This window comes from Streptomyces sp. NPDC005931 (assembly GCF_042871235.1).
Taxonomy (GTDB): Bacteria; Actinomycetota; Actinomycetes; order Streptomycetales; family Streptomycetaceae; genus Streptomyces.
Genome location: NZ_JBIAIG010000003.1, coordinates 740,669 through 763,550, shown reverse-complemented (window position 1 = coordinate 763,550; position 22,882 = coordinate 740,669). Strand labels below are relative to the sequence as shown.

Here is a 22,882-nt window from a genome sequence, read left to right as displayed (position 1 = left end):
GCAACGGCACACGTGTGAAGCCTCCCTGGCTGCTCGACGGGTAAAAGCCACCGGACACGACGCGAAGGATTTGACGCGGCCGGGAGACCACCCCTACAACTACACACATGACATTCATTTTCAAAAAGGCGGTGCGTCGATGAGGATCGCGTTCGTCGGAAAGGGCGGCAGCGGAAAGACCACCCTGTCCGCCCTGTTCAGCCGCCACCTGGCACAGTCCGGCGCCCCGGTCCTCGCCGTCGACGGGGACATCAACCAGCACCTGGCCCAGGCGCTCGCACCCGGCGAGGACAGCCCGCCGACACCCCCTCCCCTGGGCCCGGGCCTCTCCGGCATCAAGGCCTACTTGCGCGGCACCAACCCCCGCATCACCTCCGCCGACTCCATGATCAAGACGACCCCGCCCGGCCGGGGCTCACGTCTTCTGCGTCTCCTCGGCGACGACGCACTGCACACGCGGCACGTCTCCCGGGCCGGCGGGGTGCCCCTGATGGTCACGGGCGAGTTCGACGAGAGCGACCTGGGCGTGGCCTGCTACCACTCCAAGCTGGGCGCGGTGGAGCTCTACCTCGGCCACCTCGTCGACGGCCCCGGCGAGTACGTCGTGGTCGACATGACCGCCGGCGCCGACGCCTTCGCCTCCGGCCTGTTCACCCGCTTCGACATGACCTTCCTGGTCGCCGAACCGACCCGCAAGGGCGTCTCGGTCTACCGCCAGTACCGCGACCACGCACGCGAGTTCGGCATCCCCCTCGCGGTCGTCGGCAACAAGGTGACCGGAGAGGACGACCTGCTCTTCCTCAAGGAACAGGTCGGCGACGACCTGCTGACCCACCTGGTGCAGTCGGACTGGGTGCGTGCGGCGGAACAGGGCCGGACCGAGTCGGAAGCACTCGACGCGCTGGAGCCGCACAACCGCCACGCCCTGACCGTCCTGCGCGAGACGGTGGACGCGCAGTCCCGCGACTGGAACCGGCTCCACCGCCACGCCGTGGAGTTCCACCTCCGCAACGCACGCGCGTGGGCGGACGCGCGCACGGGCGAGTCGCTGGCGGCCCAGGTGGACCCGGACTATGTACCGGGCCCCGCGGCCCTGGCCTGAGGCCCTCTCCCTCTCGCTCTCTCCCTTTTCTTCCACTCCCTTACCGAGAACGGACCCCTCCATGTCCCTCGACGTCTCCCCGAAGCTCCTCGCCGCAGCCGAGCAGGGCGACATCCGGGAGCAGGACTTCGTGGACACCGTCCGCACGTCCCTGCCGTACGCCTACGACCTGATCGCCTCCCTCGCCGCGGAACTGAAGGCCGGCACCGCCGACTTCACCGACAACCAGACCCCTCCCCCGTCCGAGAAGGAACGCGGCCAACTCCTCCGCGCCCTCGCCAGCGACGCCATCCGCGGCAGCCTGGAGCGCCACTTCGGCGTGACCCTGGCCTTCCAGAACTGCCACCGGGTGGCGGCGTTCCGCCCGGAGGCGAAGGGCGGTCAGAGGCACGACCGCTTCACCTCCGTCCGGGCACAGATCCTGAACCAGTCCCCCGATTTCAGGGACTGCTGAACCCTCCCCCGGCTACTCGATCCCCGTGGCGTCGAGTAGCCGGACCACGTCCTTGCGCCCGTACCCGAGCAGCCGGGCACGGTCGGCGGCCATCACCACCAGATGCGCAACGATCTTCGCCGCGTGTCCGTTCTTGGTGTCGGTGTCGAACCACTCCTGGGGCTTCTCGACCCCCAGGCTGTTCATCACGAGCCCATGGCCGCGACGGATCTCCGCGACCGTGCCCGCGACCGCGTCCATCAGTGTCTTCCCCGGCCGCTCGCACTCCAGGGCGAAACACCCCCAGTCGACCGGCACACACCCCTCCGGCGGACGGGCGCGCAGCCCCGCATACCGCTCGTCCGTGAACCCGGAGTCCCGGAAGTCGTCGTGCACCAGCGAGAACCGGTGGAACCCGGGCGGCACGGGAGGAGGCGGAGGCGTGTAGTCCCACCCGGCGTCCTCGCACAACTGCCGCCTCACCTCTTCTTCTTCGGCGTGCGTCACGGTGAAGCCGTTGGCCTCGTTGCGCCCGGTCGTCGTGCCGTCGGCATTGCGGTGGAAAGCCAGTTTCACGATGTGCTCCCGTCTCCGTGCTGAGGAGGGACAACAAGTCCCGTCACCAGCTCGAACGGCCCGCGGACCCGGCAGGTGCCCGCTCCCCGAAGCATCATCCGATCGCGTGAAAAAGGGTGCGGCGGGAACTGCCCGGCTCGGCCGACGAACGGTTGTTACGCTCCCCCGATGAGGATTCCGGGCCCCGCAGAGATCCGCGCGCTGCACGAGAAGCACGCACCCACCCCCGAGGCGTTCGCCCTCGTCCACACGCACTGCGAGATCGTCTGGAGCATCGCCGAACAGCTCCTGGCCTCCCCCCACCTCGCACACCTCGACGCCGAGCTGGTCCGCGCCGGCTGCCTCCTCCACGACATCGGCGTCTACCGTCTCTACGGCGAGGACGGACGCCTGGACCACAGGAACTACATCCGGCACGGCCTGCTCGGCCACGAGATCCTCGAGGGCGAAGGCTTCCCCGAGCCCCTGCGTCGCTTCTGCTCCCACCACACCGGAGTGGGCCTCACCCGGCAGGACGTCGTGGCCCAGGGCCTGCCCATTCCTCCCGGCGACTACCTGGCGGTCACGGAGGAGGAGAAGCTGGTGATGTACGCGGACAAGTTCCACAGCAAGTCCCGGCCGTCGGCGTTCCTCTCTGCCGAGGAGTACGCCGCCCACGTCAGCCGCTTCGGCGAGGAGAAGGTGACGGCCTTCAAGGCCCTGCGCGCGCAGTTCGGCGACCCGGACCTCACCCGGCCGGTGCCGGGCGCCGGATCGTAGGAGGCGCGGCGACGTCCGCCGTTCGGACGCGGGGCCCGTGGACCGGGACGGCGTCACCACCGTACGCGTGCCCCCGCGCCCGCCTCACCACCACGACGAACCGTTCCATCGCAGGGAGCAGTTGTCAGGGGCGAGCGTTATCCTCACAAGGCGCTTGTGACACATGTGTCTTACGACCACGGGGGGTGTCCATGCACGGCCGCGATCAGAACTTCCCTCAGGACTGCCCGGGCGGCCACCCGGGCATGTCGACCGAGGCGGGCATCGACGTCCAACGACAACTCGAGTCGCTCATCCAGGACTTCCGGGCCGGCGACGCTCCCATGCCGGTGATCGTGCTGCACGCCGAGGATGCCGACGACGACGGCCGCGTCACCGAACTCGTCGACGAACTGCGCGACGGGCAGCAGCGCCACGGTACGCGCCTGGCCGTCGCCCCGACCGAGCCGCAGCCGGGCAGCCTCGACCCGACCGCCCAGGCCGTTCGGCTCCTACGTGACCTCGGTGACAGCCGGAAATGGGGCGACCGTTCCGCCACCTACCGGCCCTACTCCTTCCCTCGTCTGGGCCTCGTGCGTGCCCTTCAGGAGGCCACCGACGACCCGGAGATGCGCGAGCACTGGCCGACCGCCCCGGCAGGCACTCCGGACGGGGACGCCCAGCGGGAACAGGCCCAGACGCACCTCCTTCGCATCCTGGCCCGGCAACGCTGGCGCCCCCGCAGACCCCCGCGCCACAACCGGCTGGTGCTGCTCAACGACGTGCAGCAGTTCCTCCCCATGGGTGTTCTGGGAGCGTTCACCGCGCTGCTCACCCGTCCCGAGTGGTACGTCGCCGTCCTGGCGGGCATCGGGCTGATGGTCCTGCTCGCCGCCCTCAACCACGTCCCCGGACGCGCACCCCTCTTCCTGTGGCTGCGCAGGGAGAGCCGGTGGTTCCTGACCACGACGTTCCTCCAGTCCGCCGCCCGCCGCCAGGCGACCAGCGTGCGGCTCCTGCGGCCCGTCCGCTCCTGGCGGGCCATAGCCGCCCGCGCCTACGACGTGGCCGAGGCCATGCGCGAGGGCGGCCCGTTCCCCCTCCAGCTGTACGTGCTGGCGCTCTTCGAGGACCTGCGGGACAGCCACCGGCGCGGCAGCTGGGACCTGCGGGGGCTGAAGCGGACCCGGCCGCCGGTGCTCTTCCTGCGCCGGGTGGGCCCGGAGAACGGGGGCATCGAGCTGATCAGGGCGGTCAGTGACGTCCGCAGCCGGCGCAGCGAACTCGACCCGCTGCTGATCGTGGCGGGCGTGGCGGCGGACGACGCGGCGCTGCTCGACCGGGGCACGGACACGAGCGTGCCGGTCGGCCGGCCGCAGCCCCCGCTCCGGCCCCAGTCCTCGCGCCTGCAGCAGCGGCTGCGGCACTGGTACGACGAATGGGCCGGGAACCTCCGGGCCGATCAGTCGCCGAGCAGGACCAACGCCCTGCCCTGGGTGCTCCGGATCCCGCTGCCCCGTGACGAGCTGGTCCCGCTGCGCCAGACGGACTGGCGGTGCGTGAGGGCGGGGCACCGGCCGGCCGTGGCCCGTGTCGTGTGGTCGGTGTACAGCCTGGCTCTGGTCCTCGCCCTCGCCGCGACCGTCGGCGTCGTCCACGCCCGCGAACTGCACCGGACGTACTGCTCGGCGGGCCTGCTGACCGCCGACCGCGACACCCGGCTTCGCCCCGCGCCCGGGGGCGGCACGGAATGCGTCGGCATAGCCGCCGGAGACGTGCGGTTCGGCGCTCACCTGTCCGGCGGGGCCTACGAGGACGGCGGGAGGCTGCGCGAGCTGGAGAAGCTGGTGCACGCCGAGAACGCCGAGGTGCTGCGCGACCACCCCGGCGCCTACGTCACGGTGGTGTACGCGGGACCGCTGAGCTCGTCCCCGGTGGACCCGTCCCTGGTCAAGGGAGCCGAGGAGCTGGCCGGCGTCTACCTCGCCCAGCGTGTCGTCAACGAGAACTACAGGGTGAAACTGCGGGTGCTGCTCGCCAACGGCGGTGCGGACATGGGGCACCAGCGTGTCACGGCGGAGGCGATCGCCGAGTATGCCGACCGGGACCCGACCGTCGTCGGCGTCGTCGGCTTCGGCCGTGACCTGCAGAGCAGCCCCGACGTGACGCGCCGGCTCCACTCCGCGGGACTCCCCGTCGTCTCCGGCACCAACTCGGCGACGTACCTGCCGAAGGAGTTCTCCAACTGGTTCAGCCTCGCGGCTCCCGACGAGCACCAGGCCAAGGCGCTCGGTCTCGTCGCCCGGCAGCTGCGCGGCCGGGACAGGGCCCCGCACGCCCTGGTGCTGGCCCGTGACACCAAACAGTCGCAGGACCGGTACACCAGCGAACAGGCGCTTTACGGCGGGCAGATGCTGAAGCGGGAGGGCTTCCGGCTGCTGCCCGAACGGACCTACCAGGTGGCGAACGGCAAACCCGAACTGCGGCTGCACGCGGAGAGCATCTGCCGCGGGGAGGACGTCCCGTCGGTGATCTACTTCGCCGGACGGGTCGAGGACATCGGGCCGCTGATGACGCAGCTCGGGGTCGAACCGGGCTGCGCGAACAGGGAGATGTCGATCCTCACGGGTGACGACCTGAGCAAGGCCAAGTTCTCCGGCACGGGCGGCCGGGACGGCGTGGCCCCGCGGATCACGCTGTACCACGCTGCCCTGGCCGAGCTGCGGGAAGCGGCGTCCGGGACCGCCTTCTACCAGGACGCCGCCGAACACCTCCCCTGGCTGGAGAACGGGGAGGCCACGTACGACGCCCCCGACTTCGCCAGCGGCCAGACGGCCCTGGCCCACGACGCCACGCGTGCCCTGTACTGGGCGGCCAGCCTCGGAGACGTACGCCAGAGCCGCGCCGCGACCTGGATCAACCTGAGGGGCGTCAAGCTCGACGGCATGGCCACCGGAACGATCGACTTCACCGACGCGCCCCTGTACGGCGAACGGCACGGCCACAGCATCGTCCTCGCACGCGTCCGGAGAACGCCGGAGGGCGTTTCGAAGGCGGAGGTTCTGTGCAGCAGACCGGCGGGCAGCGCCAAGCCGCTGAGTGTGAAGGAGTGCTCGATCGAGTGAGCGGGACAAGCGTCCCGGCACCGTGAGGACCGGTCGTTACTACGCCGAGTCATGCTCTACGGGGCCTACGGATACGTGGCTCACTGGAGTACATTCGGCACAGCGTGCTTGGCCACGGGGTTTTCGAGCAGGAGGGCTTCCTCAGAGACCTTGTGCCGGTTCTGCTCCCAACACACCGGAGTGGGCCTCACCCGCCACGACATCGCGTGCCAGTGCCCCGGACGACACGGATGGCCTTCGATACGCTCTTCGCGAAGGGTGGCTTCGTCATCTGCACGCAGAACAGATTGGGCCAGCTGCAGAGGTAGGCGAGCTTCTGAGCGATACGCAGCATGTGGCCGAAGTACTGGGCCATGTCGGCGGGCACAGTGGCGGGAAGGGCCATGAAACCGGGTAGCCCGGCAGCGGCGGAGAGGGCGCTGACCTTGGCGGTCTCATAGCGGATGGACTCCTTGGCCGCTCTGTCCAGAACGTCGACCGAGATACCCGCGGCCGCGGGGCCCTCTTCGATCGCTTGGCGGATTGATCCTCGGAGCAGTAGCGTGCCAGCGCCCTCCGCAGATATGCCTCCCTGTCGATGGTAGGCAGGCTGGTCGCAACGCACGTTCTGTGCGGCTGGGTTAGGTCTCCGTGTCACCCTGCCGCCCTTGCCCTCCTGCGGAAGCCGGCCGCCGCCGCTGCAGCAATTCTCTACATGTGCCGATGATTCACTAGAAGTCAGTGCCTGCCCCCAGAGGACTGCACACTTGCCAACGACTCGGGAGACGACGAGGAGCGGCGACGCAACGCCGAAGCTCGGCGCGTGCACGCCGTCCTTCGTGCCCGTCCAAGCCCCGCCTTGGCTTCAGCCCGTCCTAGGACCGCGCGTGACCCCGTTCCTGCGGTGGCCGAAAAGCGTGAGCGCGCATGGGTGGTGCATTACCGTTGCCTCCGCTGCGCACCTTCCCGGAGGGTACGTCGGCGGTGTTCGGATGTCGGCCCCCATGCTGTGACTGACGAGTGGTTTCCGCTGCGCTTCGCACGCGGCGTGATGTGGATGCCCGGAAGGGCGGTCCCGCCATTCCCAGCTCACGCCAAGGAGTGGACATCGATGAACCCCGTTGAGTACAAGCCTGCACGTCGTCACCGGTTTCGCGAGATCCTGGTCGACGTCGCCGCGGGCGTCGTCACCCAGCTCGTGGTGACGGCCCTGGTGGCGGCAGCGCGCCTGCTCTTCTGACGCAGGCTGTGGCGGGCCCGGAGAGCCCGCCACTCCGCATGCAGGCGTTGTGCTTCAGAACAGATACTGGTCGGGTGAGTGCGGGCCCGTGCTCTGGCGCCTCCTGCGGGAGCGCCGCCCTCGGCGCGGCCGGGGCAGGTGCGGTACGCGGGCCTCCTCGGGGAGGTTCTCCCACGTGGGGCGCAGCCCGTGGACCTGGACATTACCGACCACGTCCTTCAGGTAACTACGGGTTTCCTCGTCCATGGAGTAGAGCACCGTCGCCCGGCTCGCCCGGGTCATCAGCACGTGGTAGGCGTGACGGACCAACCGGGCAAACTCCTGGTCGTCGACGCTGCCGGCCCTCACCTTGGGATCGAACGAGCCCGGGACGGCCACCCGCTTGACACCGGACTCCGGATCCTTCCGTTCCTTGCCGCGGCGGAACACCCACTGGCCGTCCCGGCGCACCATGTCCTCCCCCATGATCACACCACACCAGTCCCACTCGAGACCCTGGGCCGTGTACACGCAGCCGATCTGATCAAGCCCTTTCTCGTGCACGGACCAGATCTTGGACGGTGGCGCGCCGTTCTCGCAGAACGCGTCGCTGTCCGCGTTCCACGGTCTGTGCCAGTCACCGATCCGCACGTCGGCCTCCAGCCGCCTCTCCTTGCCGATCGGTTTCGTCCAGGGCCAGCAGTACCCGGCGACGAGACGAGCGGACGCCCCGGCCAGCGCTTCGGTGCGGATGATTCGTTCGAGTTCCTCCGGGCTGTCCGCCACCTCCACGTGCATCAGTCCGTCCGGCGTCCACCCCTCCGGTTCCTCGTCCGTAATCCCGAGCACGGCGCGCACCCAGCGGATGTAGGCGTCGCTACCACCGCAGCGGAACTGTTCCCGGAGTTGGTACCGGACGAGGGTGGCGTCGTGCCGTCGCGCCGCGTTCTCGATCAGATCGACGGTGCCGACCTCGTTCGGCCGCACGCACTGGCCCTCATCGAGGAAGAAGACGGTGAGGCGGGAGGCGTCGAGCAGCTCGTCGACCTGGGGCTTGGTCCCCTGTCGTTCGGGCTTCCAGAAACGGTTGGTCGAACGCTCTCTCAGGCGGTGCGCCTCGTCACAGATCAGCACGTCCAGGGGTGGCTCCGGCGGGGAGACGAAATTGCTGAAGTAGGTGAAGCTCTCCCTGAACTCCCGGTCCCCGTAACCGACGTGCTCCTGGATCGCGCCGTTGAAGGCTCTGCTGCCGCTGGCGTACTTGACCGTGTGGCCACCCGCCTCCAGCTCCGCCTTGACCTGGAGGCCGATGGCGCTCTTCCCCGTACCGGCGCCGCCGGCGACCAGGAAGACCACGCGCCGCTCGTCCGGTACGAGAGCGGGGCGTTGCGGATCCGGGAGGACCTTGGCCGCGGTGTCCAGGATCTGGTCGGCGACCTTCTTCTGCCGGCCGCGCAAGGTGAAGACCGTGTCCTCGCCTCGGGAGCGGATCATGGCGTCGAGCAGGGGTGTGTTGCGTAAGCCCATGTTCTGCAGCAGTATCTCGGCCGCGGAGGCGCCCCCTTCGCCGGCGAAGTGCTTGCGCAGGTCGGAGATCAGTTGCTCGCGCCGGTCGTTCGTGTAGACACCGGCGTAGACGCCGGCCGGAGCGTCCACGTCGACCAAGGGCCGGACGGAGTCGTCGGTGGCGTTGTGCAGGTAGGCGAACCCGCCGCATTCGAAGTCCAGCCCGACCAGCGGTCCCCTGCAGCCCGTGAACGCCTCGTAGTACTCGCGCAACTGCAGGGCTGGGTGCTTCTTCCTGCCCACTCCGGGTACGTGGACCAGTTCCGCGGTGGCTCGTTCCACCCTGGTCACCATCGACCAGCGCTTCAGCTCGACCAGTTGGACGGACACCCGCCTGTCGTCGGGATGGTGGCCCACGAGAACGACGTCGATGAGCCTGGGGTCGCCGGGGCGGTCGGCCTCGTCGACGGTGGCGGCACACTCGACGATCATCTCCACGTTTCCGCGACCGGCGGCGACCAGGTCCTCCGCGAGATGCACCAGGCTCTCGGCCCACGCGGACCGTTCCGACAGCGAGGCGTCGGCGCCTCGGAAGTGCCGCCACCTGGCGGCCAGGTGTGGCACCATGCGGCGCCTTGAGTTCAAGGTCAGCAGATCCTGTGCTGCCAGCCGCAGCAGGAGCATGGACACGAGGTGGGTCCCCCAGAGCACGAGTGACTCGTGCGGGTGGGGGCGTGTCCTCGTGAGGAAGCCCGTCGGTCCGCAATCAGCACTCGGAATCTTAGGGAGACCAGCCGTACTACGGACGACGATGCCGCCGCGGCAGACGCGAAGCGCAGCCATCATGGCCGGATCGTGCGCTTCCTGGCGTGGACCCGCCCCCTGTCACACCGTGGAAGCCCGCTGATCCAGCCGACCGCCCGCCAGCTCCCGCAGCTTCTCCCGCGTCTCCGGGTCCGTCGAGTACACGATCGTGCCGACCATGCCGCGGGTCAGCAGCACCTTGTAGGTGTTGCGGATCAGGCGATCCACGTCAGCGTCCGGGGTCGACTTCCTGAACACCGGGTCCCTGGAGGCGGTGCGGTCCGTGACCCAGCGGTCGCCGCGCCAGACCAGGTCCGGGCCGATGATGACACCGGACCAGTCGTACTCGAAGCCCTGGGCGGTGTAGACGCAGCCGACCTGACCGAAACCCGCCGGGTCGGTGGCCCACAGGGCGGCCGGGGGCGCGCCGGAGACGGAACGGTCACCGCGCAGGTTCCAGGGGCGTGCCCAGTCGCCGATGACGACGTCGAGCGGAAGCGGAGCGCCGGGCTTGGGCTCCGGGGACCAGCGCCAGCAGTAACCGGCGGACATGCGGGCGCCGTAGCCCTGTGCCCGGCGGGCGTCGAGGAACTCCTCCATCTCCTGGGGGCTGTCGGCGACCTGCAGCTGCATGCGGTCGTCCGCTTCCCAGACGACCGGCCCGCCGGGGTGGAGGCCGAGGAGCCGGACGACCCAGCGCAGGTAGGCATCACTGCCTCCGCAGCGGAACTGGCTGTCCAGGGGGACGACGTGGCAGGGGATGTCCCGCTCGGCCGCCGCCGCCTTGATGTCGGCCACGGTGCCCATCTCTCCCGGCCGCACCACCTGGTGTTCGTCGAGGAGGAAGACGGGCACGTGGGCGACATCGATGAGTTCGTCGATCTGCGCCCTGCCGGTGCGGTGCTCGGCAGGCGTGTAGCGGTTGGCCGAGGTCTCCCTGATGCGGTGGGCCTCGTCGCAGATCAGGACGTCCAGGCTGTTCTTCTCGGCGGTCATGAAGCTGTTGAAGTACTTGAACAGGTCCTGCACCTCCCGCTTGCGGGAGCCCGCGACCTTCCTCATCGTCCTGGTGAACGACTGGGAACCGGTGGCGTGCAGGGCCGGCATCCCGCGCCGGTACAGCTCGCCGAGCAGTTGCAGGGCGATCACGCTCTTGCCGGTACCGGGGCCGCCGGTGACGACGACGATTTCCTTGCGGTCGGCGCGCTTCGCCTTCTCGACCGCGTTGAGCACCATGCGGTAGGCGACCTGCTGCTCGTCGAGGAGCACGAACTGCTGCCGCTCCCGCACCTCTTCGGCGGCAACGGACATCAACTGCTTGGACGGCACCGTGGCGCCCGAGAGCAGTTCGTCCGCCGCCCTCGCGCCGGAATGCCCGCCACTCAGCCTCGAGCGGAGGTGGTCGAGGAATTCACCACGGCGTTGCCCCGTGAAGAGGAGACCGAGACCGTCGCGCTCGATTTCCCGCAGGCCGGCCACGTCGAACTCCGTGGCGTTGTGGAGGAACGCCACTCCGCTGATCCGGTGCGCGTGCCCGGCCACCGCTCCGTTGAAGTTGACCAGGTAGTCGCAGTAACGGCGCACCTGCTCGACGGGGTTCAGGACCGGATGGGCGTAGCGCGCGACGTGGCACAGTGTGGGGTCGTCCTCATGGGGCAGGACCTCAGTCCACTGCTTGAGTTCCACCACGACGTAGGACGGCTCGCCCGTGACCGGGTGCACGCCGGCGAGCACGACGTCGGCGCGCTTGCTGTTCAGCGGGAGGGCGTACTCCAGCATGAGCTCCACGTCGCCCAGACCTGCGTCGTTGAGCGCTGCTGCCAGGACGGGGATGCTGCGCTCCCAGGAGCGCACTTCCGAGGTGCCGGGCCGGTAGCCGTGCATATGGGCGAACTGGTCGGTGAGGTGCAGGAACAGCGAACCGTCGAACGCCATGACGGCGACCGTTTTCGCAGACGCACGGAACAGCAAGAACTTCCCCCAGGCAGCACGAAGTGACTCGTGCGGGTGGGGGCATGTCCTTCGAGACTCCACCGGCGTGGAGCGGAAGCCCGTCGGGCCGCGGTGACGATGTGTTCGAGGTTACCTGGCGGGACTCGGAACGTCGCCGTCGGCAGGGCTCTGCCGGTGACGGCATCTCCGGGAGTCTCGGGGACCCACCCTCTCCGGATTACTGAGCAGCAGTGACCACGGGCCTTGCACAGACCTCCGCGATCCGTCCGCAACGGGTGAACCGACGGCGTTGTCAGTACCCCCCGCTAAGTTCGATCACGTCCCGCCGCTCTGGCGAGGGCGTCCCCCTTCGCATGCCTAGGAGATGGTGCGTTGTCGGTCTGGGAGAAGTCGAGCACGGCGCGGGTGGTGCCCTCCGCGCGGCCGCGGAAGCTCGCCAAGGTGCCGTTCGTCGAGTTGGCCGACGGGCGGTTGCAGGGTGTGGTGTCCAGTGGGTCGGACATCGGGCGGGTGTACGTGTCGTCGGTCGCGGCGGGGACGTACGCGTTCGCGTGCAGCACCAACAACAACCGGCCCTGCGGAGGGGCGCGCGGGGGGTTCTGCAATCACCTCCGGGCGCTGGTGGGCGAGGCCGTGCTCCAGTACGGGGCCGAGCGCGTCGCCCGCTACCTGAAGGTGGAGGTCACCGGTGAGCAGGCGGGCGCCCACTCCCTCACCGACGCCATGACGGCCACGCGCCCGGCACAGGGTGACCGTTCGGCCGCGGCGCAGGTGTTCAGCCGGTTCCTGCGGCACCTGGCGTATCTCGAACTCGCGGCCACCACACGGCCGTTGCCCGAGATGCAGTGGTTCCCGGTGACGAGGGCGGTGGCATGATGCGTGCCGATCTGCTGACCGATCCGGTCGACGGGCTCGACGAGGTCCTCGCCGCCGTGGACGGTTTCGACGACGCCCTCCTCGGTGGCCTGCTGCGCCCGCAGCCGGCCCAGGCCGACGGGCTGACGGGACTCGCCGACGCCGTCGCCGGGTCGCCGCTGGCCGCGCGGGTCGCCGAGTCGGCGGAGAAGGCCGCCGCGGGGGCTGCGGGTGAGGACCACTTCGTGGCGCTCGCCGCCGCACGCACCGCCCTGCTCGGGTCCGTGCACGACGCCCTGGTGGCCCGCGTCGAGGAGGCCGTCGGGCGGCCGGTCGCCGAGGAGAGCCCCGTGCAGGGTGAGGGTGACGGGCACGCGGTCAATCTTCTGGCCGCCGCTCGGACCTGGTTGTCCGACCTGGCGCGGGCCGGCTGGCGGGGCATCGACCACGAGCTGGTCGCCGGGGCCGCGGCCGTCGTCTCGGCGATGCTGCCCGATTTGGCGCTGCGCCGCCTGGCCATCCTGCTCGACGGGTTCGCCGCCGAGCTCGCCGCCTCCTGCCCGGGGGCGACGCTGGAGCGGGTTCCGGTGCGGCGCTGGGCCGACCTGTGGTCGCGGGGCCTGCTGCTGGCCCTGCCGGGCGCGGCCGGTGCCGGCGTGGTGAGCGAGGTGAGCGGGCGGCTGCTGCCGCTCGGCGTCGATGTGCAGGAGCACGCCACCGCCGTGCAGGCCCAGGTGCACGCGGTGCTGGAGCCCTCGGACGGTGGTACGCCGCGGCTCGTGCGCGCCTCGGTGTCCGCGACGAAGCCCGACACGGTCGTCGGGGCGGGGCTGTGGCAGTTGCTCCGGCCGCACATGTCCCTGCTGGCCGCCGTCGGCGAGGGCCGGGCCATGGAACTCGACTCGATGCCCCTCACGGCCGAGGGCGATCTGGTCTGGGACGACGCCCGGGCCCGCGCCGGTGAGCCCGCCGAGGTGTTCGCCACCGCGCGGGTGGCGCTGCCCACCGCCGCCGCCTTCGCGACCGCTCCCCTGGACCGGCATCCGGCACGGATCGCCGTGCCGGTCCTGCTGGAGGGGTACGCCGTCGAGCAGGACGGCGACACGCCGGTGTTCGAGGTGGCCGGGCGGCGTCTCGCCGTCGACACCGACCGGATCCCGGCCGCCGGTCCGCTCACGTCGGAGGCCGTCGCGGCGTCCGGGGCGTGTCTCGCGCTGCTGCGCTGGGACGCCGGGCAGTTCCTGCTGCAGCCGCTCGCCGTGGAGACGACCGTGCGGAAGAGGACGGTCGCCGTCCACGCGGGGGCCTGGGCCGGCGGCACGACCGACAAGGCGGGCGTGCGGGCCGAGAAGGCCGCCACCGACGCGGTCACCGTGCTGCGCGAACGCGCCGGAAGGCTGCTGCGGAAATGACCGAGCCCACCACCGCGGGGGCCGCGGCTCCCGAACCTCACGACAACCGGCGGCAGGTGCTGTACTGGCGGTTGCTGGCCCGGCTCTTCGACCACGAGGAGCAGGCCGGCCTGGAGTCGGCGAGCCTCGCCGTGGTCGAGGACATCGGCCTGCCGTCCGCGCTGCTCGACCCGGGGGTGTCCGTCGACTCGCTCGTGCAGCGGCACCCGGGACTGGCCGGGGAGTTCGACGGGCTGATGGCGCCCGAGCCGGACGCGGACGGTGCGCGTGACCGTGCCGCCGAGGTGCGGCGCGCGGCGCTGGTGTCCAAGGTGCTGCTGAACGTCTTCGCCTCCGGCGCCGGCACCGTCACCGCCGAGCAGCTGGCCCGCTGGCAGTCCGACGCGGGCTGGCTGGAGCGGGCGCTGGGGTGCCGTCCCGGCGAACTGCGCGGCGGTCGCCCGGGAGTCCGCGGTGCGGGCGCCGGCGGGGGTGTCGGTCCGACCGGAACCGGTGGCGGACGTACGCCCGACCTCGGCCGGCTCCTTCCCGAGATCGGCCCGGAGCTGGGCGCCATCGAGGCCGGTCTCGTCCAGCGCATGCATCTGCGCGAGGTGCTGGCGGACCCGCGGCTGGCCTCCCGGCTGACGCCGAGCATGTCGCTGATCGAGCAGTTGCTGCGCGACAAGAACAACCTCTCGGGTGTGGCCCTGGCCAACGCCAAGGCACTGATCCGGCGTTACGTCGACGAGGTCACCGAGGTGCTGCGCACCCAGGTGGAGAAGGCCACGGTCGGCGACATCGACCGGTCCGTCCCGCCGAAGCGCGTCTTCCGGAACCTCGATCTGGACCGCACCGTCTGGAAGAACCTCACCAACTGGGACCCGGAGGAGGAACGGCTCTATGTCGACCGCCTCTACTACCGACACACCAGCCGCAGGACCACGCCCCAGCGGTTGATCGTCGTCGTGGACCAGTCGGGCTCCATGGTCGACTCGATGGTCAACTGCACCATCCTGGCATCCATCTTCGCCGGGCTGCCGAAGGTGGACGTCCACCTGATCGCCTACGACACACAGGCACTGGACCTCACTCCGTGGGCCCACGACCCGTTCGAGACGCTGCTGCGCACCAAGCTCGGTGGCGGCACCGACGGCACCGTGGCCATGGCGCTCGCCCAGCCGAAGATCGCCGAGCCGCGCAACACGGTCGTGGTGTGGATCTCCGACTTCTACGAGTGGCGAACCCACGAGCTCTTCGAGAGCATGGCCGCCATCCACCGCTCGGGGGCGAAGTTCATCCCCGTGGGCTCGGTCACCAGCTCCGGGCGCGGCAGCGTCAACCCGTGGTTCCGGGAGCGGTTCAAGGACCTCGGCACGCCGGTGATCTCCGGCCACATCAAGAAGCTCGTGCACGAGCTCAAGACGTTTCTCACCTGATCACAGGGCAGTTCGGCCGAGCCACTGCGTGATCGTCCTCATCGAAAGGCCTTCCTCCATGTCCGACCTGCTGCGCGCTCCCGCCGAGATCAAGTACGCCGAGGAGCTCGACTGGCTGGAGTCGATCGACGACAACCCCAAGCCGTTCTCCTGGCGCCTGTCCCCGAAGATGGTGCGCCTGTTCATCCTGGGTTCCGAGCGCTCCGACGGCCTGGACCGGGAGATCCCGCAGAAGTGGTTCGGCGACCGCAGCTTCGTGGAGCGGTCCATCGTCACCCTGGCCTCCGACCGGGGTCTGCTCCTCATCGGCGACCCCGGCACGGGCAAGAGCTGGCTGGCGGAGCTGCTGTCCGCCGCGATCTGCCGCAACTCCACGCTGGTGGTGCAGGGCACGGCCGGCACCACCGAGGATCACATCAAGTACTCCTGGAACGTGTCCATGGTGATCGCCAAGGGCCAGTCGCGGGAGTCGATGATCCCCTCGCCGATCATGACCGCGATGGAGGCGGGCGCCATCGGCCGGTTCGAGGAGCTGACCCGCTCCACGAGCGACGTCCAGGACGCGCTGATCTCCATCCTCTCCGAGAAGTACATCTCCGTCCCCGAACTGGGCAGCGACCGGGACAGCGACAACATCGTCTTCGCCAGGCCCGGCTTCTCGATCATCGCCACCGCCAACAGCCGCGACCGGGGCGTCAACGACCTGTCCTCCGCGCTCAAGCGCCGCTTCAACTTCGTGCGCATCCCGGTGGTGACGAACAAGAAGAGCGAGGCGGAGATCGTCCGCTTCCGCACCGAGGAGCTGCTGCGCCGGCACTCGCTCGACCTGGACGTGCCGCCGACCCTGCTCGACGTCCTGCTGCAGAGCTTCGCCGACCTGCGGGCCTCCGCCGCGGCGGCCGGCAGCGACGACGAGAAGCTGGAGTCCGCGCTGTCCACGGCGGAGCAGATCGGTGTGCTGGAGGACGCCGTGCTGCACGGCACCTTCTTCGGCGAGCGCACCCTCACCGCCCGCACCCTCGCCTCCTCGCTCGTCGGCTCCCTGACCCGCCGCGAACCCGAGGACCTGGCCATCCTCAACAAGTACCTGCACGGTGTCGTGGAGCCGCGTAGCAAGGAGGAGGGCGGCTCCTGGCCCGAGTTCCTCGAGGGCGGCCGCGACGCCATCGCCACGCTGTCATGAGCGGCACCACCGCAATGGACACGTCCCAGGAGAGCACGTTCGCCGCGCTCCGCGGCCAGCTGCAGGAAGCCGCCCGCGCGTTCGCGGGCGGGCCGGACGCGCTGGAGAACATCCTGCTCGGCATGGTGGACGACGTCGACCGCGCGGTCCGCGAGCCGCTGGAGATCTTCCCCGTCTGTCACCACTCCCCCGCCTCGGCGCTCGCGATGGCCCGCCGCCTGCGGGAGAAGCAGCCCAGGGTCGTCTACCTCGAGCTGTGCGAGGACATGGCGCCGCTGCTGACCGAACTGCGCAACTGCAAGCTGCCGGTGGCGGGGCAGGCGTTCGCCGGCGATGTCGACGGATTCCCCGCCGAATGGGCGCCGCTGTCGGTCGTGGCGCCGGTCACCGAGGCGTCCGCCGAGTACCAGGCCATCGCGTACGCCCTGGAGACCCCGGGAGTGGAGCTCGTCCTGGTCGACCGGTCCTCGGACCACGTCTTCCAGTGGGACACCCGTGGGCGGACGCCCGCGGCCGAGAAGGGAACACGCCCCGACGCCTCGGCGGAGGCGAGGGAGGAAGAGGCCGCGCTGCACGGCGAGGCGGTCGGTGTGGAGATCGGCGACCTGCGTCCGCGGTTCGCCGAGTTGGAGGAGCATCTGCTGCGCCACGGCAGGGTGCGGCACTGGTCGGAGTGGTGGCACCAGTACGTGGAGGTGCCGCTCGGGGAAAGCGACCACGACACCTACCGCCAGGTCATGTTCCTCATCGGCAGTCTGTTCCGGCGGCTCGCCCCCGGCGACGGGGACCGGGTCCGGGTGGACGAGGACCGCGAGCGCTACATGTGGACCCGGATGCGCGAGCACCTGGCGGAGACGGGGACGGATCCGGCGGACTGCCTCTACGTCTGCGGCGCGTTCCACGCGGCCAGCCGGGTGGAGGAGTTCGGTGTGCACGGCAGCACCGGCACGTTCACGATCTCTCCGCGCACCGCCACCACCTGGCAGTACGGGCTGATCCCGTCCAGCCATGCGGCGATCGAGGCGCAGTTCGGTCTCGCCGCGGGATCGGTGTCCATCGCGGCGACGGAGTGGGCGAAGGCCCTCAAGCGCACCCGGGTGCAGCCGTACCGGCTCACGGGACAGGCCGGCGGGAGGAAGGCCGCGGTGAAGAAGGCCGCGGTGAAGAGGGCCGGAGGGAAGGCGGCCGGGTCCGCGGGGACCGTCAGGGAAACCGCCGACACCGGCGACCAGTTGTCCGGCTTCCTGCGCAGGCCCCCCGTGCTCGACGGTCTCGACGAGGCCGAACTCCTCGGGTGGTCGGTGGACATCGTGCGGGCCGCCCGGCGCAACGGCTATCTCGCCTCCACCGCGGACGCCATCGCGGTCTTCGAGACGTCGATCCTGCTCGCCGGGATGCGGGACCGGGCCAAGCCGACGCCGTACGACTTCCAGGACGCGGCGGTCACCTGCATCGAGAAGGACCGCGTGCCCGGGCGGCGAGACGTGCGTCGGCTCGTCGAGAGCATGATGGGCGGCGACCGGACCGGCCAGGTCGGTTACGACGCGCTGCCACCGCTGGCCCGCGACGTGTACGACCGGCTGGAGCCGCTGGGGCCGAAGCTCCAGCAGCGCGGGGTGCAGCGCGCCCTGCTGGACATGGTGTCCCGGCCCGAACTGCGGGCGTGCTCCGATGTGCTGTGGATGCTGCGGCGTCTGCTGCCGCACGGTGCGGCTCGGCCGATCATGGGTGAGCGACGGCTCGGTGAGCGGTCCGTCCAGGAGTCGTGGGACCTGGCGCTCGGTACTCACCAACGGGCCCTCATCGAGCTCGGTTACGAGGGAGTGAGCCTCGAACAGGTCCTGGAACAGCGGTTGCGGCGCGACGCGTACGGTCCGCAGGCGACCACGGCGACCGTGCTGGCCGCGGTCGAGGACGCGGTCCTGTACCTGCGCAGCCGTCGCCTCGCGGACGAACTCGGCACCCACGCGCTGAAGGTGCTCTCCACCGAACGCAGCGTGGACGGCGCGCCGGAGGTGCTGCGCAGGGTGCGCGTCCTGCTGGCGTACTACCGCACGAGCGAACCGGTGCTGCCGTCGTGGATCGAGTCGTTCGTCAGGACCGGCTACGCCCACTACTGCACGCTGCTGCCGACGGCATTCCGCGACGAGGACGCGACGGTGGGGCAGGTGGCCGCGATGCTGGGCTTCCTGTTCAGCATGGAGAGTCTGGCGCTGTCGCTGGGCTGCGACCGGGCCCAGCTGGAGCTGGCGGTCGCCCAGTCGCACCCCGACGACCCGTCGAGGACGGCGCTGCTGTGGGCGGCGCAGGTGCACCTCGGCACGCTGTCCCGCGCCGAGGTGCGGCGACGGTGCGACGAACTGCTGGACAACCCGCTGGTGGTGCCCGCCTATCCGCGGTACCTCAGTGGCTTCGTGCACGCGCTGGAGCCCGTGCCGGGGCTGGCGGACGTGGTCGTGGAGGCGGTGTCGAACGCGTTCGGCCGGCTGCCGGATACAGTGCTCCTGCCGTGGCTGCCGAAGCTGATCACGACTCTGCGTTCGGGTGCCGCGGAGCTCGCTCCACATCTGATCCGCGAGGCCGGGCGGACCTTCCCGGCCCGGCTGACGGAGCTGGACGCGTGGGTGCCGCCGTGGCGTGCGCAGCCGCAGCCGCGTGCAGCCCGCCGGGCGGGGCAGGGGGACCGGGTCCGTCCCGGCGCCGCTCTGCTCGCCGCCCGACCGGCGACGTGCGACGCGCTGGCGGAGCTGCTGGGCTGTGCGCAGGGTTGGGCACGGTCCGACGTTTCCGCTCCGTCGGGCGTGGGGCTGCTGTCCGCGCACCCCGCGACGTGCGACGCGCTGGCGGGACTGCTGGGCTGCGACGGCCCGTGGACGCCGTCGGCCGGTCCGTCCCCGACCGGCGCCGAGCTCATGAGGCGCCACACCGCCACCGCGCAGGCCCTCGAGTCACTGCTGGCGAGCAGGTGACGCCGGGGGTGCGCCGGCTCGCAGAACCGGCGCACCCGTGGCGCCGAGGTTGCGCCGGCTCCGGGGTGACCGGCGCGCCCGTGGAGCCGCGGGCGGGCCGTGCGGGGGTTCAGGCGTAGGGGTCCGAAAGCCCTTCGGCTGGTGAATCCACGATCTTCTCGATCCCAAGAGTGTGCGCTGCGCACGGCACCGGGCCGGGCGAGGAGCACATCGGGCACGTCGTCATCGGGAAGCGCAGGTGTCCGATGGGGCCCACGGTTCGCACGGGCGGCGAGCCACGGTGCGACTGGCGCAGGTCGCCGGACTCGTCGGGATGCGCCTCCTGCCGCACGGTCGGCGCCCAGCCGTGCTTCCCGCTGCGTGCTGACCCCGGCGCGCAGCGGGCCGGTGTCCGGCACCCTGCCCCGAGCCGCGCCGAGGGTGTCTCCGAGCGCGGGGCCGAGCAGCGTTCCACGGATCCGGGACTGCCGTGTCCACGGTTCGGGTCCCGGGTCCTGTCGTGCGGCAAGGGAGCGGGCTGCGTCGGGGACGCCCGGTACGGCGCCGGGGAGGGCGAGGCGGCCTCAGAGCCCCGTTCGTGCCAGCAGCACCGGCAGGGCCTCGGGCTTCACCTTCTGCACCGACCGCACGTGTCCCAGGCCCAGTTCGTCGCGTCGCACCGGTTCCCGGTAGAGCGCCTTCGTCGCCTTGGGCAGCAGGGTCACGGCGACCACGTACGGGACGTCGGGGTCCTCGTGGTCGGCCAGGGGCTCCTGGTCCACCTCGGCCACGGCGGCCACCTCGGACTGCGGGTGGACGAAGAGGAACCAGAGCCGGTCGCCCGGGACCATGCGGTTGCGGCGGCTGAGCCAGAGCTCCAACTCCAGCTCTGTCTCGGCCAGTCGGCGGATCATCTCCTTGTCGGACGGCTCTCCGTCCATGGTGTCCCTGCGCGGATCGAGGACGTAGATCCAGTCCGCCACGGATTTCCCCCTCGGTCAGGACACTCGGCCCCCGGAAGGACCACGACAGTGCGGCGACTCATGATGCCAGGTCACCACGACATCCGCGTACGCATTTTCGAGGATGGCCGGTGCGTCAGTGCGAACCGTCCGGATCCGGCGGCGTCAGCGCGCCGTTGCTCAGGCCGTCCCGGGCCAGGGCCGTGATCTGGCGGCTGAGTTCCGCCACTCTGCGTGAGCGCTCGTCGAACTCCCGCAGGGCGCGGAAGGAGGAGCCGTAGCGGCGTTGGGCGGCCAGGTCCATCTGGGGGATGCGGGCGCCCTTGCCGTCGAGGCGGAACGTACCGCTGGTGGTCGTGGAGCGGCGGCTGTTGGCCGCGCTGTGCAGGAAGCCCTGGAGGAAGTCGGTGTCGAGCTGGTCGCTGACCGAGACCGGTTCCGGGTCGGCGTGCTCGACCAGTCCGGCCCGCATCAGGTCGGCGACGCTGACGCTCGGCCCGTCCAGGGCACCCGGGCCCTCGCCGGCGGCCAGGGCCGGGAGGAGGTCGCCGAGGCGCCGCAGGTGGTCGGCCAGCTCCTGTCGCAGGGTCTCGTACTCGGTGAGGTAGTCGCGGTGGGACTCCACGACGTGCCGGCTCGGGGTGAGGTCCACCAGGTCGTCCAGCAGGTCGATGAGGGCGACCTCGGTGACCTGTTCGGGCCGCGGGTCGAGGGGGCCGTCGGGGTCGTTGGACGTGAGGTCGACCATGCTCACCGCGGTGGCCGCCTCCTCGGGGGTCCGCGGGCGCCGCAGGTGCCACAGGTGCACGGGGAGGGAGTGCGCGGCGGCCGTGCCGGGTGGCAGGGCCGTGACCCGGGTCAGGATGCCGCGGCGGACGAGTTCGGCCCGGATGCGGCGGCCGGCCCTGCGGTAGGCCACGGAGGCGGGCATCACCATGACGACGCGGCCGCCGGGTGCGGTGTGCGCGTAGGCGTGCTGGAGCCAGGCGAGCTCCCCCTCGGCGCGTGAGGGGGTGCCCAGCTCCCAGCGCGGGTCGAGGAGGAGGTGCTCGCGGCCCCAGTCGGTGTCGCTGGTGGGCGGATCGCAGACGACCAGGTCGGCCCTGAGCTCCGGCCACCGGTCGGCGCGCAGGGAGTCGCCCTCGGCGATCTCCACGCCGGGGCGTCCGACGAGGTTCGCCCGGGCCTGTGCGAACCGGGCGCTGCGGGGGTCGGCCTCCTGGCCGTGGCGGTGGGCCGTCCGCGCGGGGCCGACGGCGAGGAGGAGGGTACCGATTCCGCAGGCGGGGTCGAACAGCACCGCGTCGTCCGGTGGGTCGCCGACGACGTGCCGGACGGCGCGGACGACTCTCGGTGAGCTCACGAGGTCCGACCCTGCACGGCGGACCGAGTCCGTGAAGCGCTCGGCGAGGGCGTCCACCACGTCACCGGGGGAACCGCTGTCGGCCATGCGCCGGGCGAGCCGGAGGGCGTCGGCGGGCAGGTCCGGTTGTGCGTCACCGGCGGCGTCCGGGGCGCCGAGGGCCTCGGCCACGTCCGCGAGCCCGCGCAGGATGTCGTCACCGTAGGCGCCGCGCAGCACCTGCCACAGCTGCACCTCGTCGGCGACGTCCTGTCCCTTGCGCTGCTCGTCCAGCCACGTTTGGACCTCCGCGAGGTCGAACAGGGGGCTGTTCGCGCCGCCCCCGACGGGCGCCGGGAAGTCGTCGTGGCGCCGCCTCCAGTTCGAGACGGCGGCGCGGGTGACGCCTGCCAGACGGGCGATCTCGGAGCCCGTTACCAACGGGTTCGCCGGGGTGGCCGGGGGCTGTGACATACCGGCCACCGTACACAGGCAGCACCCGGTCATCAATGACACCCGGCGTTGACGGCGTCAACGAGGCAGGCGGGCGCCGTCGGCAGCCGCGGCGGCGCGTCGTCCCGCCGGGGCGCGCGTGTAGAGGCGGGGCAGCCGCAGAGCCCGGCGGCCCGCAGCAGTCGCCTGCCCCTGGGGCGGGCGCCGGGGACGGCGGGCTCGGCCTGCGTACCCACCACGGCGGCGCTCACAGGGATCCACCGGACCCTGAACGCCCTTTCAGCTCAACGGACTTCCGCAGCGATGCGGTATGCCCTAAAGTTTCCGCTGCCCTGGGGTTCCGTGCCCGAAGCCGCGGCCGCGGGCCTTCATCTCCTGGAGACCGACGTGATCACCCTGACGCCGGCGGAACGCGATATCCACCGTGTCCTCAGCAGCCGTGCCCGGGAGGCGGATCCGGGCAAGCCGCGCGAGGCGTGCCTGACGTACAAGGAACTCGGTCTGTTGATCGATCCGGAGGGCCACCGCAGCGGTATGAGTCGACCGCCCTTCCGTACGTTGTTCCCCGCACTCGGGAACGTCAGCCGCTACGAGGTGGAGCACGGCAGACCGATGCTCTCCGCGCTGGTGGTCGCTCAGGAATCCCGCGTCCCCGGCCCCGGGTTCGTCGAGCTGGCACGGCATCTCGAGCTCCCTGTGGGTGATTCTGGCACCTACTGGGACGAGCAGTTGGGCGAGGTCGTCCGTTTCTGGTCCGCCCACGACCCGGTGCTCCTCCTGGACGCTGCCGTCGACCGTCTGATGGGCGAACTGGCTGCCGTCAAGGAGGCGGTCCTCCGCCTGGCGGACGAGCGGTAGCCCACCGGGAGGGCGA

General features: G+C 70.9%; 16 protein-coding genes and 1 pseudogene. 11 read left to right on the top strand and 6 right to left on the bottom strand.

Annotation, left to right across the window (positions count from 1 at the left end; translation table 11 throughout):
* The first annotated feature begins 139 nt into the window (after window positions 1–139).
* Both ACFYOV_RS10920 and ACFYOV_RS10915 read left to right on the top strand, forming a co-directional pair.
* Window positions 140–1,102 (top strand): ATP-binding protein, encoded by a 963-nt coding sequence (locus ACFYOV_RS10920; protein ID WP_389085550.1) that lies wholly within the window; start codon window positions 140–142, stop codon window positions 1,100–1,102.
* Window positions 1,103–1,163: 61 nt separating this feature from the next.
* The gene (locus tag ACFYOV_RS10915; RefSeq protein ID WP_389085548.1) at window positions 1,164–1,556 is read left to right on the top strand and encodes an SCO5389 family protein; all 393 of its coding nucleotides are present in this window, start codon (window positions 1,164–1,166) and stop codon (window positions 1,554–1,556) included.
* A gap of 12 nt (window positions 1,557–1,568) precedes the next feature.
* Here ACFYOV_RS10915 and ACFYOV_RS10910 read toward each other — a convergent pair whose 3' ends face one another.
* Window positions 1,569–2,111, bottom strand: a complete 543-nt coding sequence (locus tag ACFYOV_RS10910) for a hypothetical protein (RefSeq protein WP_389085546.1) — start codon at window positions 2,109–2,111, stop codon at window positions 1,569–1,571.
* 168 nt (window positions 2,112–2,279) lie between these two features.
* On the opposite strand from ACFYOV_RS10910, the gene ACFYOV_RS10905 reads away from it, so the two are divergent.
* Together ACFYOV_RS10905 and ACFYOV_RS10900 are read left to right on the top strand one after the other, a co-directional pair.
* On the top strand, window positions 2,280–2,870 hold the full coding sequence (locus ACFYOV_RS10905) for an HD domain-containing protein (protein ID WP_389085543.1): 591 nt from the start codon (window positions 2,280–2,282) through the stop codon (window positions 2,868–2,870).
* Between the two features lie 245 nt (window positions 2,871–3,115).
* The gene (locus ACFYOV_RS10900; protein ID WP_389085667.1) at window positions 3,116–5,974 is read left to right on the top strand and encodes an ABC transporter substrate-binding protein; all 2,859 of its coding nucleotides are present in this window, start codon (window positions 3,116–3,118) and stop codon (window positions 5,972–5,974) included.
* Between the two features lie 280 nt (window positions 5,975–6,254).
* On the opposite strand, the pseudogene ACFYOV_RS10895 reads toward ACFYOV_RS10900, so the two are convergent.
* A pseudogene (locus ACFYOV_RS10895) lies at window positions 6,255–6,562 on the bottom strand (hypothetical protein); the annotation flags it as partial.
* A 502-nt stretch (window positions 6,563–7,064) separates the two neighbouring features.
* On the opposite strand from ACFYOV_RS10895, the gene ACFYOV_RS10890 reads away from it, so the two are divergent.
* Window positions 7,065–7,193, top strand: a complete 129-nt coding sequence (locus tag ACFYOV_RS10890; RefSeq protein ID WP_389085541.1) for a DUF6408 family protein — start codon at window positions 7,065–7,067, stop codon at window positions 7,191–7,193.
* Window positions 7,194–7,247: 54 nt separating this feature from the next.
* On the opposite strand, the gene ACFYOV_RS10885 is transcribed toward ACFYOV_RS10890, so the two are convergent.
* Entirely contained in the window at window positions 7,248–9,362 is a 2,115-nt protein-coding gene (locus ACFYOV_RS10885) for a DUF2075 domain-containing protein (RefSeq protein WP_389085664.1), read from the bottom strand.
* A 201-nt stretch (window positions 9,363–9,563) separates the two neighbouring features.
* Entirely contained in the window at window positions 9,564–11,453 is a 1,890-nt protein-coding gene (locus ACFYOV_RS10880) for a DNA/RNA helicase domain-containing protein (RefSeq protein ID WP_389085539.1), read from the bottom strand.
* A gap of 354 nt (window positions 11,454–11,807) precedes the next feature.
* Between ACFYOV_RS10880 and ACFYOV_RS10875 the strand changes: the two genes are divergently transcribed.
* From ACFYOV_RS10875 to ACFYOV_RS10855, 5 genes are read left to right on the top strand one after another with little or no spacing between them, the layout of a single operon-like run.
* Window positions 11,808–12,311, top strand: a complete 504-nt coding sequence (locus tag ACFYOV_RS10875) for a hypothetical protein (RefSeq protein WP_389085536.1) — start codon at window positions 11,808–11,810, stop codon at window positions 12,309–12,311.
* A complete protein-coding gene (locus tag ACFYOV_RS10870; protein ID WP_389085662.1) occupies window positions 12,311–13,702 on the top strand; it encodes a hypothetical protein in 1,392 nt (463 codons plus the stop codon). The genes ACFYOV_RS10875 and ACFYOV_RS10870 overlap by 1 nt, the downstream gene beginning before the upstream one ends.
* A complete protein-coding gene (locus ACFYOV_RS10865) occupies window positions 13,699–15,120 on the top strand; it encodes a VWA domain-containing protein (RefSeq protein WP_389085534.1) in 1,422 nt (473 codons plus the stop codon). The genes ACFYOV_RS10870 and ACFYOV_RS10865 overlap by 4 nt, the downstream gene beginning before the upstream one ends.
* Window positions 15,121–15,178: 58 nt before the next feature.
* Window positions 15,179–16,303, top strand: coding sequence for an AAA family ATPase (locus ACFYOV_RS10860; RefSeq protein ID WP_389085531.1), 1,125 nt, complete (start codon window positions 15,179–15,181; stop codon window positions 16,301–16,303).
* Window positions 16,300–19,272 (top strand): hypothetical protein, encoded by a 2,973-nt coding sequence (locus tag ACFYOV_RS10855; RefSeq protein ID WP_389085530.1) that lies wholly within the window; start codon window positions 16,300–16,302, stop codon window positions 19,270–19,272. Before ACFYOV_RS10860 ends, ACFYOV_RS10855 begins: the two co-directional genes overlap by 4 nt.
* Before the next feature lie 563 nt (window positions 19,273–19,835).
* On the opposite strand, the gene ACFYOV_RS10850 is transcribed toward ACFYOV_RS10855, so the two are convergent.
* Window positions 19,836–20,234 (bottom strand): hypothetical protein, encoded by a 399-nt coding sequence (locus tag ACFYOV_RS10850; RefSeq protein WP_389085527.1) that lies wholly within the window; start codon window positions 20,232–20,234, stop codon window positions 19,836–19,838.
* A gap of 115 nt (window positions 20,235–20,349) precedes the next feature.
* Entirely contained in the window at window positions 20,350–22,029 is a 1,680-nt protein-coding gene (locus ACFYOV_RS10845; protein ID WP_389085525.1) for an N-6 DNA methylase, read from the bottom strand.
* Window positions 22,030–22,350: 321 nt separating this feature from the next.
* Here ACFYOV_RS10845 and ACFYOV_RS10840 point away from each other — a divergent pair, with 321 nt between their 5' ends.
* Window positions 22,351–22,866, top strand: coding sequence for a hypothetical protein (locus ACFYOV_RS10840; RefSeq protein ID WP_389085522.1), 516 nt, complete (start codon window positions 22,351–22,353; stop codon window positions 22,864–22,866).
* The last annotated feature ends 16 nt before the right edge of the window (window positions 22,867–22,882 follow it).